Origin of the sequence: Variovorax paradoxus (assembly GCF_022009635.1) — a bacterium.
In the GTDB taxonomy this organism is placed as follows: domain Bacteria; phylum Pseudomonadota; class Gammaproteobacteria; order Burkholderiales; family Burkholderiaceae_C; genus Variovorax.
The window spans coordinates 1,580,598-1,599,063 of the sequence record NZ_CP091716.1 but is presented as its reverse complement, the minus strand read 5'-3'; the positions used below and the strand labels follow the sequence as shown (position 1 = coordinate 1,599,063).

Genomic DNA, 18,466 nt, shown 5'->3' with positions numbered 1-18,466 from the left:
CCATGAGCCAGGACGACACTCCCGACCTCGCCACGCCGCAGGCGGGCAAGGTCGCGCCCGAAGCGGTGGCGCTGCGCGCCCAGCCGCGCCCGGTCACCCGCCTGAACCGGCGCACGCTGGCGATGCTCGTGGGCGGCCTCTCGGTCGCCGTGCTCGGGGCCACGATCTGGTCGCTGCAACCGCAGCAGCGCGGCGCGGGCGAGCAGACCGAGCTTTACAACGTCGATCGCGTCTCGAAGTCCGAAGGGCTGGACGGCCTGCCGACCGACTACTCCAAGCTGCCGCCGAAGACGCCCGAGTTGGGGCCGCCGCTGCCGGGCGATCTTGGCCCGGCCATCGTGGCTTCGCAGCAGCCAGTGACGCCGACCTATGCGCCGCCTGGGCATGACCCGGCGGACGCTTTGCGTAAAGAGGCCGAAGCGGCGGCAGCCTCGGCGGTGTTCTTCCGCTCGGGCCAGGGCAAGGGCACAGCGCCGGCCGCAGTCCAGGTCGCTGCGGCTGCGCCGGGTAGCGCCTTGGCGGGCTTCGACCCGCTGGCGACCGGCCCGGCCTCGATGGCGGCCCAGCCTGCCGATCCGACCGCCATCCAGAACCGGCAAGACCAGAAAGAGGCGTTCCTGAAAGGTGGTTCTACGGGAACCCGCAATTCCGGCCATCTGGCGCTGCCCGCGTCGCCGTATCAGGTCATGGCGAGCACGGTCATTGCCGGGGCGCTGGTGACGGGCATCAAGTCGGACTTGCCGGGCGATGTGATCGCCACCGTGACGGAGCCGGTCTATGACACGGCCACGGGCAAGTTCCTGCTGATCCCGCAGGGTTCGCGCATCCTCGGGCGCTACAACAGCCAGGTCAGCTACGGACAGAGCCGCGTGCAGGTGGTGTGGAACCGCATCATCCTGCCGGACACGTCCTCGCTCACGCTCGACAACCTGGTCGGCACCGACCCGGCCGGCTATGCCGGGCAGGAAGATAGTGTGGACTACCACTGGGGCCGCATCTTCGCCGGGGCGGCACTGACGACGCTGCTGGGCGTCGGCGCCGAGCTGGCCGCGCCAGAGAACCGGCAGGACGGCAACCGCATCGTCATCGCAGGGCGCGACAGCGCCCAGGACAGCATCAATCAAGTCGGCCAGGAGATGACCCGGCGCAACATGAACATCCAGCCGACCTTGACCGAGCGACCGGGCCTGCCGGTGCGGATCATCGTCAACCGCGATTTGGTTCTGCGACCGTACCAGCCCTCGTTCTACCAGCGCGGAGGCCAGCGATGAGCGCACGAAAACTACGCCTTGGGCCGTTGCCGTCCACCACCAGCGTCAAGCTGACCTTTGCGTGTCCGGCCAGCCTGAAAGCCGACCTCGACCGCTACGCCGCGCTGCACGCGCAGACCTATGGCGAAGTGGTCGATGCGGCGACGTTGATCCCGCACATGCTAGAGGCGTTCATGGCGGGGGATCGTGGGTTCAAGAAGGGAGGCCCAGGCACCAAGGCCGGCCCGCAGAAGCCCGCCTAGCGGCGCGTGACAGGCCGCAAGCAAAAGCGCAGCCGATGGGCTGCGCTTTTGCTTTGGAGGACGGTCGGATAAGGTGACGCTGTGGTGACGACCTCACCGTGCCCTCTGCGGTGCTCTCTGGCTTTCCACGGCGATGCGCCTATGCGACACCTAGCTCGAAGCGAGGCAAGATCGCGCGGCGACCGAAAAATAGCCTAACCTATTGCCCCGTATGACCTTTCGTGTCGCTGTCTGCCTTCACAAAGGACTTGACAGCGGACATTTTTCATGGCGCAGACTGGCGCGTCTGGCCAGCACAAGGGGTTCGGGTCCATGGAACAAAAACGAAGGCCTCTCGCCGTCTCGATCGGGCTGATCGCGCTCGGCGCGCTCGCGATGCTGATGGGCGCCTTCCTTGCCGTGGGCGGCGCCTACCTCGCGGCGCTTGGCGGCAGCTGGTACTTCTTGCTGGCCGGGCTCGCGCTGCTGGTGTCGGGCCTGCTCATCGCAAGGCATCGGCCGACCGGGGCCTGGCTCTTCGCGCTGATGCTCGCTGGCACGGCGATGTGGGCCGTGCGGGACGCAGGCTGGCATTTCTGGCCTCTGGTGTCGCGGCTGGTGGCATTCGGCGTGCTGGCCGTGCTGGTCGCACTGGCCTACCCGGCGCTGGTTCGCGCGCCGAGCGCGATGGTGGCGCGCGGGGCGCGCATGGTCGCGGCGCTGCTGGCCGTGGCCTTGGTGCTCGTTGGCGGCTATGCCTTCGTACCGACCGCGGTCGTCGTGGCTCAAGGGCCCGTGCCTGCCGTCGTGCCGGTCAAGCCCCAGGCTGCCCAGAAGGATTGGCGCCACTGGGGCAACACCACGGCGGGCGACCGCTTCGCGGCGCTCGACCAGATCACGAAGGACAACGTCGATCAGCTGCAGGTCGCATGGACCGCCCACACCGGCGACGTGCCGCAGAGCAACGGTTCGGGCGCGGAAGACCAGAACACGCCCCTGCAGATCGGCACCACCGTGTACGTGTGCACGGCCTACAGCAGGATCGTCGCGCTCGATGCCGACACCGGCGCCGAGCTGTGGCGCTACGACCCCAAGGCCACGGCGCCGAACTGGCAGCGCTGCCGCGGACTCGGCTATCACGACCAGGACGGACTCGCGCCCGGCGCGACACCCACGCCAGGCAGCACGCCCGGTGCTTGCCGCCAGCGCCTGCTGCTGCCCACCATCGACGCCCGCCTGATCGCAGTCGATGCCGCTACCGGCAAGCCCTGCACCGATTTCGGCAAGCAGGGTGTCGTCGACCTCAAGGCCGGCATGGGCGAGGTGAAGGACGGCTACTACCAGCAGACCTCGACGCCGCTGATCGCGGGCGACCTCGTGGTGGTGGGCGGCCGCGTGGCCGACAACTTCTCGACCGACGAACCGCCCGGCGTGGTGCGGACCTACAACGCCGTCACCGGCGAACTCGCCTGGGCCTGGGACCCGGGCAACCCGGCGGTCACGCGCCTGCCGCCGCCGGGCCAGACCTACACGCGCGGCACGCCCAACGTGTGGTCGGCCATGTCGTACGACCCGAAGCTCGGGCTGATCTACCTGCCCACCGGCAACGCCACGCCCGACTTCTGGGCCGGCGAGCGCACGCCGCTGGACGACAAGTACAGCTCGTCGGTGGTCGCGCTCGACGCGAAGAGCGGCAAGCTGCGCTGGAGCTTCCAGACCACGCACCACGACCTCTGGGACTTCGACCTGCCCGCGCAGCCGCTGCTCTACGACATTCCCGACGGCAAGGGCGGCACGCAGCCCGCGCTCGCGCAGGTCACCAAGCAAGGCGAAATCTTCCTGCTCGACCGCGAGACCGGAAAGCCCATCGCCGAAGTGCAGGAGCGCCCCGTGCCGCAGGGCAACGTGCCCGGCGAGCGCTATTCGCCGACGCAGCCCTACTCGGTGGGCATGCCCTCGATCGGCAACAAGACGCTCGCCGAATCCGACATGTGGGGTGCCACGCCCTTCGACCAGCTGCTGTGCCGCATCGCCTTCAAGGGCATGCGCCACGAGGGCATCTACACGCCGCCGGGCCTGGACCACGCGCTGCAATTCCCCGGCTCGCTGGGCGGCATGAACTGGGGCAGCGTGTCGGTCGACCCGACCAGCAGCTACATGTTCGTGAACGACATGCGGCTGGGCCTCGCCAACTACCTGATCCCGCGCGCGCAGATCCCGGCCGGCGCCAGCGGCATCGAGATGGGCGTGGTGCCGCAGGAAGGCACGCCCTTCGGCGCGATGCGCGAACGCTTCCTGTCGCAGCTCGGCATACCGTGCCAGGCACCGCCCTTCGGCACGATGTCGGCCATCGACCTGAAGACGCGCAAGCTCGTGTGGCAGGTGCCGGTGGGCACGGTGCGCGACACCGGCCCGCTCGGCATCCGCATGCATCTGCCGATTCCGATCGGCATGCCGACGCTGGGCGCGTCTCTGGCCACGCAGTCGGGCCTGCTGTTCTTCGCGGGCACGCAAGACTTCTACCTGCGCGCATTCGACTCCGCGACCGGCCAGGAAATCTGGAAAGCACGGCTGCCGGTGGGCAGCCAGTCGGGCCCGATGACCTATTTGTCGCCGAAGACCGGGCGGCAGTATGTCGTGGTGAGCGCGGGCGGCGCGCGGCAGTCGCCGGACCGCGGCGACTACGTCATCGCCTACGCGCTGCCCGAGAAGAAAAGCAAGGGCAAGTAAACAACACGGCCCTTCACCAACGGCGCGATGTGCTTGTAGAATCCGCGCCTCTTTCAATCTCAGCCTTTACTGGAGCGCCAAGTGCCCCGATTCGCCGTCATCACCCTCTGACGCCGACAACACCACTTCATTGCTGGTCATGTCGGGCGCCAAGCTGCGTACCCTCTGACCAGACACGGCATCTTCACCGCCGTGGAAGTCGCTCCCGATCTCCCGGTCTCTTCCAGCTTCGCTCCCGCACGTTGTCGGTCCTTCCTGATTCGCATCTGGAGAACCAACGTGTTTCCTCTTTCTTCCCTTTCATCGATCCCGCTGCTCAAGTACCCGCGTACTGCGCACCTGGAAGGCTCCCGCCTGCAAACAGGCGACACCGACGACGGCCAGACGCCGCTGTCCGAACTGCACGGCATGCACGTCGTCATCGAGGAAAAACTCGACGGCGCCAATGCCGCCGTGTCGTTCACCCCGGCGGGCGAGCTGCTGCTGCAATCACGCGGCCATTACCTCGCGGGCGGTGCCGGCGAACGGCAGTTCAACCTGTTCAAGCATTGGGCCGCCACCCATGAAGCGGCGCTGCTCGAGCGGCTCGAAGACCGCTACGTGATGTACGGCGAGTGGTGCTTCGCCAAGCACAGCTGCTGGTACGACCGGTTGCCGGCGTTTTTCCTGGAGTTCGACCTCTACGACCGGCAGGCGCAATGCTTTCTGTCGACGCCGGCGCGGCATTCGCTGCTCGATGGCAGTCCGGTGCTGCCGGTGCCCGTGCTCTACGAAGGCGAGATGCCGCGCCATGCAAAGGCACTGCAAGCGCTCGTGCGGCCTTCGCTGGCGCGCAGCGCCGACTGGAAAACCGCCTTCGAGCAGGCCGTGGCGCATGAAGGCCAGCCGCTCGATCTGGTGCGCCAGCAGACCGACCTGTCCGACCTGGCGGAGGGCCTGTACCTCAAGACCGAGTCGGACGGCAAGGTGACGGGCCGCTACAAGTGGGTGCGTCCGGACTTCGTTCAGACCATCCTCGACTCTGGCTCGCACCACAGCCGCCGGCCGGTACTGCCGAACCGGTTGGCGCCGGGCGTCGACCTCCATGCACCGACACCGCAGGTGACATGGCAAGACCTGGGGCTGCGCACCTTGCGCGACCCCACCGAACTCGCAACCGCAAGGAGGACGGGATGACCTACGACGATCTGCGCGCCCTGGTGCCCGCCCCCGGCAACGGCGCCGACTGGGCGCAATGCTGCAGCCTGCTGCCGGCCCTGCTGCGGCTCGAGGAGACGCCGCAAGACCCGTACTACCACGCCGAAGGCAATGTCGGCATCCACACGCGCATGGTGATCGACGCGCTGTTGCAAGACGCGCATTACCAGAGCGCCGATGCCGACGGCCGCTTCGTGCTGTTCATGGCCTGCCTGCTGCACGACATCGCCAAGCCCGACACCACGGTGATCGACGAAGCCAGCGGCCGCATCGGCCAGCCCGGCCACTCGCGCCGGGGTGCGGTCGACGTGCGCGTGCTGATGTGGAAGGCCCGGGTACCGTTCGCGTTGCGCGAAGCCGTGTGCCGGATCATCGCGGTGCACCAGCTGCCGTTCCATGCCTTCGCCTCGCGCAAGGGCGTGCGGCCGGAGTGGCTGGTGCACAAGCTCTCCTGGGAGCTGAACCTGCCCGACCTGTGCTGCGTGGCCCGCTGCGACATGCTGGGGCGCCACTACGAAAAGCGCGCCGACAGCATGGCCGACATCGCGCTTTTCGAGCAGCTCGCGCAGGAAGAAGGCTGCTGGGAAGCCCCCCGCAGGATGGCCGACGCCCACACGCGCCTGGCCTACTTCCGCGGCGCCGACACCAGCCCCGACTACCCGCTGTTCCAGAACCCGGGCTCACGGGTGACGGTGATGTGCGGCCTGCCGGCCAGCGGCAAGAACCACTGGGTGGCGCAGCAGCGCAAGGGCTGGCCGGTCGTTTCCTTCGACGATGCGCGGGCCGAACTGGGCCTCAGGCATGGCGAGAACGACGGCATGGCGGCGCACCATGCGGTCGACCAGGCCAAGGCGATGCTGCGCAGGCAGGAGCGCTTCGTCTGGAACGCCACGCACCTGAGCCAGCAGATGCGCACCAAGACGCTCGATCTGCTGTGGGCGTACCACGCGCAGATCGAGCTGGTTTACCTGGAGGTGCCGCACGCGGAGCTGATGCGCCGCAACCGCGAGCGCGACACGACGCTGTCGAACGCGGGCATCGAGCGCATGCTGCACCGCTGGGAACTGCCGGCGCCGGTGGAAGCGCACGAAACGGTCTACGAAGTACTCACCTGAAATGCAGACCTGAAAGACAGAAGGCCCGCCGGTTCGCACCGGCGGGCCTTCCTATATATATGCGTGCGTGGTGTGCGCTGCTCAGAACGGCAACTTCGGGCCACCGGGGCCGCCCATTCCACCCATGCCCTTCATGCCGCCCATCTTCTTCATCATCTTCATGAGGCCGCCGCCCTTCATCTTCTTCATCATGCCCTGCATCTGCTCGAACTCGTTGAGCAGGCGGTTCACTTCCTGAACCTGCACGCCGGCGCCGGCCGCGATGCGGCGCTTGCGCGTGGCCTTGAGCAATTCGGGCTTGCGGCGCTCCAGCGGCGTCATGCTCTGGATGATGCCTTCCTTGCGGCGGATGTCGCGCTCGGCACGAGTCATGTCGGCCTCGGTGGCCTTGGCGGCCATTTGTTGCGGCAGCTTGTCCATCAGGCTGGAAAGGCCGCCCATCTGCTTCATCTGCTGCAGCTGGCCGAGGAAGTCGTTCAGGTCGAAGCCCGCGCCGCTCTTGACCTTGGCGGCCAGCTTCTGCGCCGCCGCCACGTCGACGCCGGCCGTGACCTGCTCGACCAGCGCGACGATGTCGCCCATGCCCAGGATGCGGCCCGCATGGCGCTCGGCGTCGAACACTTCGAGGCCGTCGATCTTCTCGCTCACGCCGGCGAACTTGATCGGCACGCCCGTCACCTGGCGCACCGACAGCGCCGCGCCGCCGCGCGAATCGCCGTCGGTCTTGGTCAGGATGATGCCGGTGAGCGGCAGCGCTTCCTTGAAGGCCTTGGCGGTGTTGATAGCGTCCTGGCCCTGCATGGCGTCGACCACGAACAGGGTTTCGACCGGGTCGAGCGCCGCGTGCAACTGCTTGATTTCGGCCATCAGCACTTCGTCGATGGCCAGGCGGCCGGCCGTGTCGACCAGCAGCACGTCGAAATAGTGGCGCTTGGCGTGGTCGAGCGCGGCGCGCGCGATGTCCAGCGGCTTCTGGTCGGGCGAGCTGGGGAACCACTCGGCGCCGGCCTGCTTGGTCACGGTCTTGAGCTGCTCGATGGCGGCCGGACGGTACACGTCGCCCGACACGGTCAGCACCTTCTTCTTGCGCTTCTCGATCAGGTGCTTGGCCAGCTTGGCGGTGGTGGTGGTCTTGCCGGCGCCCTGCAGGCCGGCCATGAGGATCACCGCCGGCGGCTGGGCCGCGAGGTTGATGTCCGAGACGCCCTCGCCCATGGTGGCGGCGAGTTCGCGGTTGACGATGCCGACCAGCGCCTGGCCCGGCTTGAGCGAGCCCAGCACTTCCTGGCCGAGCGCCTTTTCCTTCACGCGGGCGACGAAGTCGCGCACCACGGGCAGCGCCACGTCGGCTTCCAGCAGCGCCATGCGCACTTCGCGCAGCATGTCCTGCACGTTGCTTTCGGTGATGCGCGCCTGGCCGCTCATCGTCTTGACGAGGCGGGAGAACTTTTCTGTGAGGGCGGTGGCCATGAGCGGGAATGCCTTGCTGCCCGCTGCGGCGCGGGTCGGATGGAAAGTCTGGAAGACGAGGAAGGAACTTGAAGTCGGGCGCTGGGAACGCAAGGGCGAGACGCTAAACTCCGATCGATGATTTTAGCGATCCCCTCCCCACTCGGCGTGGCGCTGGGCATCGCCACCGCCGTGGCCTACGGATTCGTCGCCGCTGCCGGGGCCCGGATGAGCCGCCAGGCGACCCAATGGGCCCTCGGTATTGCATGGCTTTTGCATGCCTTGGCACTGGCCCACGGCCTCATCGGCAGCGAGCCGCGCTTCGGCTTCGCGCCGGCGCTGTCGGTCACGGCGTGGCTGGTGCTCACCGTCTATGCGGTCGAAAGCCGCATGTATCCGCAGCTCAAGGTACGGCGCGCGCTCGCCTGGCTGGGCGCGGCCGCCGTGCTGCTGGCCATTCTGTTCGCGGGCTCGCCGCTGCACGTCTCGGCCTCGCCCTGGCTGCCGCTGCACCTCGCGCTCGGCATCGCTTCTTACGGCCTGTTCGGCGCCGCCGTAGTGCATGCCTGGCTGATCACCCGCGCCGAAAAGCAGATCCGCCTGGCCACCGCCGAGCCTCATCAGGGCGGCGTGCCGCTGCTCACGCTCGAGCGGCTTACCTTCCGTTTCGTCACCGCCGGTTTCGTGCTGCTTTCGGCCACGCTGCTGGCCGGCCTGCTGTTCAGCGAACAGCTCTACGGCACCGCCGGCCGCTTCTGGAAGTGGGACCACAAGACCACCTTCTCGGTGCTCGCCTGGCTCACTTTCGCGGTCCTGCTGATCGGCCGTGCCCGCTTCGGCTGGCGCGGGCGCACCGCGCGCCGCGTGCTGTACGCCGGCTCGGCACTTCTGCTGCTGGCCTACGTGGGCTCGCGCTTCGTGCTCGAAGTGGTGCTGGCTCGTCCCCCTGTATGAAATACCTCCTCGTCCTCGCGGTGCTCTGGGTCGCGATCTGGCTGTGGCGCAAGAACCGGCGCGAAGAAATGCGCGATGCGATGCGCGAGCGTGCCGCCAAGGCGCAGCAGCGCTCGCCCACCCCGGTCGGGCCGCCGCAGGCCATGGCGCGCTGCGCCCACTGCGGCCTGCACCTGCCCGCCACCGACGCCATCGCCGGCCCCGGCGGCACCGTCTACTGCAGCACAGCGCACCGCGACGCCGCCACGGCGAGTCGCTGAGCCCGCCCGGCGCCTTCGCCAATGAGTTCCCCTCTCTGGTCGCGCGGCGAGCCTGTCACCGACTGGGACGTGCTCGAACTGGGCGGCAGCGAAAGCACCGCCCTCATCCGCCTGTGGCGCGGCTTCATGGCCGCGCGCTGCTTCGTCGCGCTGGTGCTGGTGATGCTGCAGGGCGTGGCCTTCGCGCTCGGGCAGACGATGCAGCCGTTGGCCATCGGCATTTCCGCCGTCTACCTGGTCACTGCCTGGCTGACCATGCGCTACACGCGCCTGCAGCCGCCGATCCGCGGTTTCACCGCCCCGTGGCTGCTGACAGTCGGCATCGACCTGGCCGCCTTCACCACGCTGCAGGTCATGCAGGGCGGCAACGTCAACTACACGCCGCTGTTCGCGCTGCCGGTGCTCATGAGCGCGGTGCTCGGCACGGTGGTCGTGAGCCTGGGCACCACGTCCACCGTCACGCTGCTGCTGCTGGCGGACGCGGGCTGGCACTGGCTGCAGCAGCCCGTCGACTCGTCCGGCCGCTTCGTGCAGGCGGCGCTTACGGGCACCGGGCTGTTCGTGGTGGCCCTGCTGGCGCACGAGCTGGCCCGCCGGCTCGCGCGCGAGGAAGCGGTGGCACAGCGCAACCGCAGCAGCGCGCAGATGCAGGCGCAGGTCAACGACCTGGTGATCGAGACGCTGAGCGAAGGCGTTCTGGTGATCGACGCCGAAGGGTTGGTGCACGCGGCCAATCCGGCGGCCGACGCCATCTTGGGCCAGGGGCTGGCGAAGCTGACGCTGCCGTTCCCGCTGCACGCCCAGCCCGCCTGGCATGCGCTGGCCGCGCTGGCGCGTCAGACCTTCGCTCGCCGGGCGCCCCAGTCGGAAGAAATCCCGGTGGCGCAGGCACGCGGCGCGGCGCGCGAGGTGCGCGTGCGCACCCGGCTCACGCCCGCCGGCGACAGGCGGCTCGACAGCCTGTGCGTGATGTTCCTGCAGGACCTGCGCGAACTCGAAGCCCGCATCCGCACCGAGAAACTGGCAGCAATGGGCCGCATGTCGGCCGCCGTCGCGCATGAAATCCGCAATCCGTTGGCCGCCATCACCCAGGCCAGCGCGCTCCTCAACGAAGACCTGACCGACCCCGCGCACCGCAAGCTCACGAGCATGGTGCAGCACAACGCGCAGCGGCTCGCGCGCATCGTGGACGACGTGCTCGATGTTTCCCGGGCGCGCCAGCAGCGCGTGCTGTCGCTGGGCGAGCAGGTCGTGCTCGACCCCGCGGTGCAGGTACTGGCCGAGGAATGGATCCGCCAGACGCAACGCAAGGGCGTGCAGGTGTCGCTCGATGCCGCCGGCAGCGACGTGCGCTTCGACGCCGAGCATTTGCGCCGGCTGCTGGTGAACCTGCTCGACAACGCGGCGCGCTACGCCGGCAAGCGCGAAGGCTCCATCCAGGTGCTGACCAGCCTTCAGCGCGGCACCTCGGGCCGCCCCGCCCTGATGGTGTGGAGCGACGGGGCGCCGCTGGAACCAGCCGTGCAGCGACACCTGTTCGAACCATTCTTCTCTTCGGAAAGCCGATCGAGCGGGCTGGGTCTCTTCCTGTGCCGCGAGCTGTGCCGGCGCCACGGCGCCACCATCGGCTACGAGCGGCGCGCGCTGGTTCAGGGCGGCCCGGAGGGCAACGAATTCTTCGTGAGCTTCGCCGCCAGCGAAAACCGGCTGACACAATAGCGCCGTGAGCATTCCCCCCTCTTCTTCCTCCCAGCGGCCGGCGCAGATTCTGGTCATCGACGACGAACCCGACCTGCGAACGCTGTACGAGCTGACGCTGCTTCGCGAGGGCTATCGCGTCGAGGCCGCGGGCAGCGTGTCCGAGGCGTGGCAGCACCTGGAGGCCGGCCGCTTCGACGCGGTGATCACCGACATGCGCCTGCCCGACGGCCAGGGCATGGAAATCATCCATCGCATCCAGAAAGACCAGCGCAGCGAGCGCTGCGTGGTGATGACGGCGTATGGCTCGGCCGAGAACGCGGTCGAGGCGCTGAAGGCCGGCGCCTTCGACTACCTCACGAAGCCGGTCGACCTCAAGCAGTTCCGCGCCGTGGTCGCCTCCGCCGTGCAGGCGCGCAATGCGGCGCAGCAGCCGGCCAAGTCGGTGCCGGTGGTGGCCGCGGGCAACAACGACGCGCCGCTGGTCACGTCGGACAGCGGCGTCGCCGCGCTCGATCGCCTCGTCGGCGATTCGGAGCCCATGCGGCTGGTCAAGTCGCGCATCGCGAAGGTGGCGCGCGGCATGGCGCCGGTGCTGGTGCGCGGCGAGTCCGGCACCGGCAAGGAGCTGGTGGCGCGCGCGGTGCACGCCTGCAGCCAGCGCAGCGACGGCCCGTTCGTGGCGGTCAATTGCGGCGCGATTCCCGAGAACCTGCTCGAGGCCGAATTCTTCGGCGCCCGCAAAGGTTCCTACACCGGCTCGGCGCAAGACCGCGACGGCTACTTCCAGGCCGCGCGCGGTGGCACGCTGTTCCTCGACGAAATCGGCGACCTGCCGCTGGCCATGCAGTCGAAGCTGCTGCGTGCCATCCAGGAGCGCAGCGTGCGCTCGATCGGCTCCACGCAGGAAGACACGGTCGACGTGCGCATCGTGAGCGCCACCCACAAGGACCTTCATTCCGAAGTGCAGGCCGGCCGCTTCCGGCAAGACCTGTTCTACCGGCTCAACGTGATCGAGATCGCGGTGCCCGCGCTGCGCGACCGCCGCGAAGACCTGCCCGCGCTGTGCGCCGCGCTGCTCTCGCGCATCGCCCACGACGCCGGCATGCCGGTGCCGCACCTGTCGGACGACCTGCTGCGCCGCCTCGGCATGCATCCGCTCGACGGCAATGTGCGCGAACTCGAGAACCTGCTGCACCGCGCGGTCGCGCTGAACGACGGCGACGAGTTGCACCTCGACCTGATGGGCGGCTTCACGCCCTCCGCCGAAGCCGCTGCGTCCGCGCCGGCGCCGCTGATGCCGGAGATCACGACGCCCGCCATGCTCATGCCGGCTCCCGCGCCAGTCGCGCCGCCCAAGCCCGCGCCGCCGCCGCTGCCGTCCGACCTGCAGGCCTACCTCGACCAGCAGGAGCGCGAGATCCTCGTGCGCGCGCTGCACGACAGCGGCTTCAACCGCACGGCGGCCGCCGCGCGGCTCGGCATGAGCCTGCGCCAGATCCGCTACCGCATCGCGCGCCTGGGCATCACCACGCCCAACGGCGACGATGGCGCGAGCAGCCATGCCGACGACTGAAGCAGCCACGAGCGGCGACGACGGCGCGCTCTGGCAGGCCGGCTGGTACCGCTTCGCGAAGGCGCTGCCCTCGCCGAATTTCGGCCCCCGCCCAGCGGGCGCGCAGACCGACCTCGTCGTGATCCATTCGATCAGCCTGCCGCCCGGCGAGTACGGCGGCGACGCGGTGCAACGGCTCTTCACCAACCGGCTCGACTGGGACGCGCACCCCTACTTCCAGTCGATCCGCGGGCTCGAGGTGTCCTCGCATTTCTACGTGCGCCGCAACGGCGAGCTGTGGCAGTTCGTGAGCTGCGACGACCGCGCCTGGCATGCCGGCGTGTCGTCATGGCGCGGCCGGGGCAACTGCAACGACGACTCGGTCGGCATCGAGCTCGAAGGCCTCGAGGGCCAGCCCTTCGACGAGCCGCAATACGAGACGCTCGCGAGCCTCTGCGCGGCGATCGCGCAGCACTATCCCATCGCCCACATCGCCGGCCACGAGCACATCGCGCCGGGCCGCAAGCAGGACCCCGGCGCCGGTTTCGACTGGCGCCTGTTGCGCGAGCAACTGGGCTGGAGTCCACAGATGTTTCCTGCACAGGTGGTGCAGCGCTAATTTTTTCAATCGCGCGGCCACCCGTGATGCGCTGATCATGCGGCGCAGCAATGCGAAAATATCGGCCGCTCGATCAAGCAACCATGCGCCTTGCAGGCCCAAATCGGCTCGCAAGCCACGCCCCATGCGGCTTGCGAGACCATAGGCCAGTATTCACGCGGTATCTCTGGCGTTGTCCTACGCCGAAAGAAATGCCGGCAAGGCTTGTATCGAGAAGAAAACGCTACATCTAGTGGGTTGTACACCCCCCGCACCCTAGATATAGTGTCCAACGTCCGGTCATCAGCACCGGCGCGGCGCCCGGCCCAGGCGTCGCCATCCAACAAGAATTGCCAACCGAGAGGAAGCGAATGCAAACTGCCCTGAACCCCCAATCGACCCCGCGTGCCGTTCCCTCGACGCCACCGCAGCAGCAGCGAGACACTGCTGGCTCCCCCGCCGGCCAGAACCTGGCCCACTACCAGATCATCCGCCGCAACGGCGCCGTGGTGCCCTTCGAGCCGAACAAGATCGCCATCGCGATGATGAAGGCCTTCCTCGCCGTGCACGGCACGCAGGGCGCGGCTTCGGCCAGTGTTCGCGAGACGGTCGACGTGCTCACGCAAGGTGTGATCCGCGCGCTGGTGCGCTCGCGTCCGGGCGGCGGCACCTTCCACATCGAAGACGTGCAAGACCAGGTCGAACTCGGCCTGATGCGCGGCGGCCACCATGAAATCGCTCGCGCCTACGTGCTGTACCGCGAACGCCGCACGCAGGAACGTTCGAAGCAGGGCGAACAGGAAGCGCCGGCCACGCCCGCGCTGCACGTGCTGGACAACGGCGAGCTGGTCGCGCTCGACATCAACGAGCTCAAGGGCCTGATCGAGTCCGCCTGCGAGAACCTGGGCGAGAGCATCACCGCCGCGCCGATCGTCGCCGAGACGATGCGCAACCTGTACGACGGCGTGCCGCTCGACGAGGTCTACAAGGCTTCGATCCTGGCCGCCCGCACGCTGATCGAGAAAGACCCCGACTACACCTTCGCCACCGCGCGCCTGCTGCTGCACACGATCTTCAAGGAGATCATCGGCCGCGAAGTGATGCCGGTCGACCGTGCCACCGCCTACGCCGACTACTTCCCGCAATTCATCAAGAAGGGCGTGGACAACGACCTGCTCGACGAAAAGCTGCTGCAGTACGACCTGCCCCGCCTGGGCGCGGCGCTGAAGGCCGAACGCGACAACCAGTTCGACTACCTCGGCCTGCAAACCCTGTACGACCGCTACTTCCTGCACGTGCGCAAGACCCGCATCGAGCTGCCGCAGGCTTTCTTCATGCGCGTGGCCATGGGCCTGTCGCTGAACGAAATCGACCGCGAAGCCCGCGCCATCGAGTTCTATGAAGTGCTGTCGTCGTTCGACTTCATGTCGAGCACGCCCACGCTGTTCAACGCCGGCACGCTGCGCTCGCAGCTGTCGAGCTGCTACCTGACCACCGTGCCCGACGACCTGGACGGCATCTACGAGTCGATCAAGGAAAACGCGCTGCTGTCGAAGTTCGCTGGCGGCCTGGGCAACGACTGGACCCGCGTTCGCGCGTTGGGCAGCCACATCAAGGGCACCAACGGCGAATCGCAGGGCGTGGTGCCGTTCCTGAAGGTGGTGAACGACACGGCCGTAGCCGTGAACCAGGGCGGCAAGCGCAAGGGCGCCGTCTGCACCTACCTGGAAACCTGGCACCTCGACATCGAGGAGTTCCTGGAGCTGCGCAAGAACACCGGCGACGACCGCCGCCGCACGCACGACATGAACACCGCCAACTGGATCCCCGACCTGTTCATGCGCCGCGTGATGGAAAAGGGCACCTGGACGCTGTTCTCGCCTTCGAACGTGCCTGACCTGCACGACCTGTTCGGCGCCGAATTCGAGAAGGCCTACGTCGCCTACGAAGAAAAGGCTGCCCGCGGCGACATCAAGCCCGCGCGCACCATCCAGGCGACCGACCTGTGGCGCAAGATGCTCACGATGCTGTTCGAGACCGGCCATCCCTGGATCACGTTCAAGGACGCCTGCAACGTGCGCTCGCCGCAGCAGCACGCCGGTGTCGTGCACTCGTCGAACCTGTGCACCGAAATCACGCTGAACACCAGCGACACCGAAACCGCCGTGTGCAACCTGGGTTCCGTGAACCTGCTGCAGCATCTGAAGGACGGCAAGGTCGACCAGGAAAAGCTCAAGAAGACGATCTCCACGGCGATGCGCATGCTCGACAACGTGATCGACATCAACTACTACGCCGTGAAGAAGGCGCGCGACTCGAACCTGCGCCACCGTCCGGTCGGCCTGGGCCTGATGGGCTTCCAGGACGCGCTGTACGAACTGCGCATTCCCTACGCCTCGCAGGAAGCCGTGCAGTTCGCCGACGAGTCGATGGAAGCCATCTGCTACCACGCCTACTGGGCCTCGACCGAGTTGGCCAAGGAACGCGGCAAGTACTCGAGCTACAAGGGCTCGCTGTGGGACAAGGGCATCCTGCCGATCGACTCGCTCGACCTGCTCGAGAAGGCACGCGGCGGCTACGTCGAGGTCGACCGTTCGGCCACGCTCGACTGGGACGTGCTGCGCCAGAAGATCAAGGCCGACGGCATGCGCAATTCGAACTGCGTGGCCATCGCCCCGACCGCGACCATCTCGAACATCATCGGCGTCGACGCATCGATCGAACCCTGCTTCGGCAACCTGTCGGTCAAGTCGAACCTGTCGGGCGAATTCACTGTGATCAACCACTACCTGGTGCGCGACCTGAAGCGCCTGGGCCTGTGGGACGACGTGATGGTCATGGACCTGAAGCACTTCGACGGTTCGCTGCGTCCGATCGACCGCGTGCCGCAAGACGTGAAGGCGCTCTACGCCACCGCGTTCGAAGTGGAAACCACGTGGCTGGTGGAAGCCGCCGCGCGTCGCCAGAAGTGGATCGACCAGGCGCAGTCGCTGAACATCTACATGGCCGGCGCATCGGGCAAGAAGCTCGACGACACATACAAGCTCGCATGGCTGCGCGGCCTGAAGACGACCTACTACCTGCGCACGCAGAGCGCGACGCACGCCGAGAAGTCGACGGTGCAGTCGGGCCGCCTCAACGCAGTGTCGTCGGGTGGCGATGCACCGTCGGGCATGAGCGCGCTCGAAGCCGCTGCAGCTGCGGCAAAGGCACAGATGAACGCGATTCCCGCCACCGACATCGCGTTCTGCGGCGTGGACGATCCGACCTGCGAAGCCTGCCAGTGATGAGTGAATCGAAGCGCGCACCGGCGCTTCGTTGAATCAGCGAGGTGCATGCGAAAGTCGTGCGACGGTCACTCGATGAAGCCATTGACTGACATCGCACGATGCATGCGAGCAACATAACAACCACATAAATGGCGTGCGATGTGAACGAGCACTTTGCAACTCACATCGTTACTCCGATAATTTGAGCATTGGATTTTTCTATGTTGACCTGGGACGAAGAAGTCAAGCCCTCCTTACCAAAGGATATGCAACAAGGATTGCAGCAGCACCACGCATCGACCGGCGGTTTTTCCGCAGGCCGTTCGGTGGATGCTCCGACTTCGTCGATTGCACAGCCCGCAGCAGCAACAACGCCTGCGGCCACCCAGCGTGTCAAGGCTTCCGACAAGCGCATCATCAATGGTCAGACCGACGTCAACCAGCTGGTGCCCTTCAAGTACAAGTGGGCGTGGGAAAAGTACCTCGCCACCTGCGCCAACCACTGGATGCCGCAGGAAGTGAACATGACGCGCGACATCGCGCTCTGGAAGGACCCCAACGGCCTGACCGAAGACGAGCGCCGCATCGTCAAGCGCAACCTCGGCTTCTTCGTGACCGCCGACTCGCTGGCCGCCAACAACATCGTGCTGGGCACCTACCGCCACATCACTGCCCCTGAATGCCGCCAGTTCCTGCTGCGCCAGGCCTTCGAGGAAGCGATCCACACGCACGCGTACCAGTACATCGTCGAGTCGCTCGGCCTGGACGAGAGCGAGATCTTCAACGCCTACAACGAAGTGCCGTCGATCCGCGAGAAGGACCAGTTCCTGATCCCGTTCATCGACGCCATCAGCGACCCCAACTTCAAGACCGGCACCCACGAGACCGACCAGACGCTGCTCAAGTCGCTCATCGTGTTCGCCTGCCTGATGGAAGGGCTCTTCTTCTACGTCGGCTTCACGCAGATCCTCGCGCTGGGCCGCCAGAACAAGATGACCGGTGCCGCCGAGCAGTACCAGTACATCCTGCGCGACGAGTCGATGCACTGCAACTTCGGCATCGACCTGATCAACCAGCTCAAGCTCGAGAACCCCGGCCTCTGGACGGCAGAGTTCAAGGCGGAGATCAAGGCTCTCTTCATGAAGGCCGTCGAGCTCGAATACAAGTACGCCGAAGACACGATGCCTCGCGGCGTGCTCGGTATGAATGCCTCCATGTTCAAGGGCTACCTGCGCTACATCGCCAACCGGCGTGCACAGCAGATCGGCCTCGAAACGCTCTTCCCGAACGAGGAAAACCCGTTCCCCTGGATGAGCGAAATGATTGACCTGAAGAAAGAGCGCAACTTTTTCGAAACCCGCGTGATCGAGTACCAGTCGGGTGGTGCGCTCTCCTGGGATTGAATCTTTCGACAAGAATTAATGAATTCAAGAATTGCCCTTGCCACCGATCGCGCCAGAGAGCGCGGCATGGACGAGGGCTCAGGTGTTCATGGTGCTGGGGCTCAGATTCCAACGCCATGAATCGCTTCACGCTACCCAACGTGCGTGGAGTGCTTCAATAGGTTGATTTTTTCAACTTGATCAAGGAGAAATAGAAATGGCAACTGCAAAGAAAGCGCCGGCTAAGAAAGCCGCTGCAAAGAAGGCTCCGGCAAAGAAGGTCGTGGCTGCTAAGAAGGCTCCGGCAAAGAAGGTAGCCGCCAAGAAGGCTCCGGCCAAGAAGGTCGCTGCCAAGAAGGTAGCCGCCAAGAAGGCGCCGGCGAAGAAGGTAGCGGCCAAGAAGGCAGCACCGGCCAAGAAGGCCGCCGCCAAGAAGGCTCCTGCCAAGAAGGCCGTAGCGAAGAAGGCCCCGGCCAAGAAGGCCGCCGCCAAGAAGGCTCCTGCCAAGAAGGCCGCCGCCAAGAAGGCGCCTGCGAAGAAGGCTGCTGCCAAGAAGGCGCCTGCCAAAAAGGCTGCGGCCAAGAAAGCCGCGAAAAAGCCCGCTGCCAAGCCTGCCGCTGCTGCCAAGAAGCCTGCTGCGAAGAAGGCTGCCAAGGCAGCGGCGCCCGCCAAGGCTGCCGTAGCACCTGCTGCCGCTCCTGCTGCGCAAACGACGCTGAATCCTCAAGCTGCCTGGCCGTTCCCCACGGCCAGCAAGCCCTGAGTCT

14 protein-coding genes are annotated in these 18,466 nt (G+C 66.8%); 13 read left to right on the top strand and 1 reads right to left on the bottom strand.

What is annotated here, in order from left to right; translation table 11 throughout:
* Positions 1-2: 2 nt before the first annotated feature.
* The 5 genes from L3V85_RS07545 to L3V85_RS07525 all read left to right on the top strand — a co-directional run bounded on the left by L3V85_RS07545 (position 3) and on the right by L3V85_RS07525 (position 6,534).
* Positions 3-1,271: a TrbI/VirB10 family protein gene (locus L3V85_RS07545; RefSeq protein ID WP_100441185.1), complete on the top strand. Its 1,269-nt coding sequence runs from the start codon at positions 3-5 to the stop codon at positions 1,269-1,271.
* Positions 1,268-1,513 (top strand): DUF2274 domain-containing protein, encoded by a 246-nt coding sequence (locus L3V85_RS07540; protein WP_100441186.1) that lies wholly within the window; start codon positions 1,268-1,270, stop codon positions 1,511-1,513. The genes L3V85_RS07545 and L3V85_RS07540 overlap by 4 nt, the downstream gene beginning before the upstream one ends.
* A gap of 312 nt (positions 1,514-1,825) precedes the next feature.
* Positions 1,826-4,222 carry a glucose/quinate/shikimate family membrane-bound PQQ-dependent dehydrogenase gene (locus L3V85_RS07535; RefSeq protein WP_237678749.1) on the top strand — a complete coding sequence of 799 codons (2,397 nt, stop codon included), beginning with the start codon at positions 1,826-1,828 and terminating at the stop codon, positions 4,220-4,222.
* A gap of 279 nt (positions 4,223-4,501) precedes the next feature.
* Entirely contained in the window at positions 4,502-5,398 is an 897-nt protein-coding gene (locus L3V85_RS07530) for an RNA ligase family protein (RefSeq protein ID WP_237678748.1), read from the top strand.
* The gene (locus L3V85_RS07525; RefSeq protein WP_237678747.1) at positions 5,395-6,534 is read left to right on the top strand and encodes an AAA family ATPase; all 1,140 of its coding nucleotides are present in this window, start codon (positions 5,395-5,397) and stop codon (positions 6,532-6,534) included. The genes L3V85_RS07530 and L3V85_RS07525 overlap by 4 nt, the downstream gene beginning before the upstream one ends.
* A gap of 81 nt (positions 6,535-6,615) precedes the next feature.
* Here L3V85_RS07525 and ffh read toward each other — a convergent pair whose 3' ends face one another.
* Complete coding sequence (gene ffh, locus L3V85_RS07520) at positions 6,616-8,004, bottom strand: signal recognition particle protein (RefSeq protein ID WP_237678746.1); 1,389 nt, start codon at positions 8,002-8,004, stop codon at positions 6,616-6,618.
* Positions 8,005-8,121: 117 nt separating this feature from the next.
* Here ffh and L3V85_RS07515 point away from each other — a divergent pair, with 117 nt between their 5' ends.
* The 8 genes from L3V85_RS07515 to L3V85_RS07480 all read left to right on the top strand — a co-directional run bounded on the left by L3V85_RS07515 (position 8,122) and on the right by L3V85_RS07480 (position 18,462).
* Positions 8,122-8,937 (top strand): cytochrome C assembly family protein, encoded by an 816-nt coding sequence (locus L3V85_RS07515; protein WP_237678745.1) that lies wholly within the window; start codon positions 8,122-8,124, stop codon positions 8,935-8,937.
* The gene (locus tag L3V85_RS07510) at positions 8,934-9,197 is read left to right on the top strand and encodes a PP0621 family protein (protein ID WP_237678744.1); all 264 of its coding nucleotides are present in this window, start codon (positions 8,934-8,936) and stop codon (positions 9,195-9,197) included. Before L3V85_RS07515 ends, L3V85_RS07510 begins: the two co-directional genes overlap by 4 nt.
* Before the next feature lie 21 nt (positions 9,198-9,218).
* Positions 9,219-10,916 carry a two-component system sensor histidine kinase NtrB gene (locus tag L3V85_RS07505; protein ID WP_237678743.1) on the top strand — a complete coding sequence of 566 codons (1,698 nt, stop codon included), beginning with the start codon at positions 9,219-9,221 and terminating at the stop codon, positions 10,914-10,916.
* A gap of 4 nt (positions 10,917-10,920) precedes the next feature.
* The gene (locus tag L3V85_RS07500) at positions 10,921-12,471 is read left to right on the top strand and encodes a sigma-54-dependent transcriptional regulator (protein WP_237678742.1); all 1,551 of its coding nucleotides are present in this window, start codon (positions 10,921-10,923) and stop codon (positions 12,469-12,471) included.
* Positions 12,458-13,069: a 1,6-anhydro-N-acetylmuramyl-L-alanine amidase AmpD gene (gene ampD, locus L3V85_RS07495; protein ID WP_237678741.1), complete on the top strand. Its 612-nt coding sequence runs from the start codon at positions 12,458-12,460 to the stop codon at positions 13,067-13,069. Before L3V85_RS07500 ends, ampD begins: the two co-directional genes overlap by 14 nt.
* 350 nt (positions 13,070-13,419) lie before the next feature.
* Positions 13,420-16,335: a ribonucleoside-diphosphate reductase subunit alpha gene (locus L3V85_RS07490; RefSeq protein WP_237678740.1), complete on the top strand. Its 2,916-nt coding sequence runs from the start codon at positions 13,420-13,422 to the stop codon at positions 16,333-16,335.
* Positions 16,336-16,538: 203 nt separating this feature from the next.
* Positions 16,539-17,720: a ribonucleotide-diphosphate reductase subunit beta gene (locus tag L3V85_RS07485; RefSeq protein ID WP_237678739.1), complete on the top strand. Its 1,182-nt coding sequence runs from the start codon at positions 16,539-16,541 to the stop codon at positions 17,718-17,720.
* 196 nt (positions 17,721-17,916) lie between these two features.
* On the top strand, positions 17,917-18,462 hold the full coding sequence (locus L3V85_RS07480; RefSeq protein ID WP_081270249.1) for a histone H1-like DNA-binding protein: 546 nt from the start codon (positions 17,917-17,919) through the stop codon (positions 18,460-18,462).
* Positions 18,463-18,466 lie beyond the last annotated feature (4 nt).

Coding starts and splice junctions, on each gene's coding strand:
- L3V85_RS07545 (WP_100441185.1), top strand. CDS start 3: ATGAGCCAGGACGACACTCCCGACCTCGCCACGCCGCAGGCGGGCAAG.
- L3V85_RS07540 (WP_100441186.1), top strand. CDS start 1,268: ATGAGCGCACGAAAACTACGCCTTGGGCCGTTGCCGTCCACCACCAGC.
- L3V85_RS07535 (WP_237678749.1), top strand. CDS start 1,826: ATGGAACAAAAACGAAGGCCTCTCGCCGTCTCGATCGGGCTGATCGCG.
- L3V85_RS07525 (WP_237678747.1), top strand. CDS start 5,395: ATGACCTACGACGATCTGCGCGCCCTGGTGCCCGCCCCCGGCAACGGC.
- ffh (WP_237678746.1), bottom strand. CDS start 8,004: ATGGCCACCGCCCTCACAGAAAAGTTCTCCCGCCTCGTCAAGACGATG.
- L3V85_RS07515 (WP_237678745.1), top strand. CDS start 8,122: ATGATTTTAGCGATCCCCTCCCCACTCGGCGTGGCGCTGGGCATCGCC.
- L3V85_RS07510 (WP_237678744.1), top strand. CDS start 8,934: ATGAAATACCTCCTCGTCCTCGCGGTGCTCTGGGTCGCGATCTGGCTG.
- L3V85_RS07505 (WP_237678743.1), top strand. CDS start 9,219: ATGAGTTCCCCTCTCTGGTCGCGCGGCGAGCCTGTCACCGACTGGGAC.
- ampD (WP_237678741.1), top strand. CDS start 12,458: ATGCCGACGACTGAAGCAGCCACGAGCGGCGACGACGGCGCGCTCTGG.
- L3V85_RS07490 (WP_237678740.1), top strand. CDS start 13,420: ATGCAAACTGCCCTGAACCCCCAATCGACCCCGCGTGCCGTTCCCTCG.
- L3V85_RS07485 (WP_237678739.1), top strand. CDS start 16,539: ATGTTGACCTGGGACGAAGAAGTCAAGCCCTCCTTACCAAAGGATATG.
- L3V85_RS07480 (WP_081270249.1), top strand. CDS start 17,917: ATGGCAACTGCAAAGAAAGCGCCGGCTAAGAAAGCCGCTGCAAAGAAG.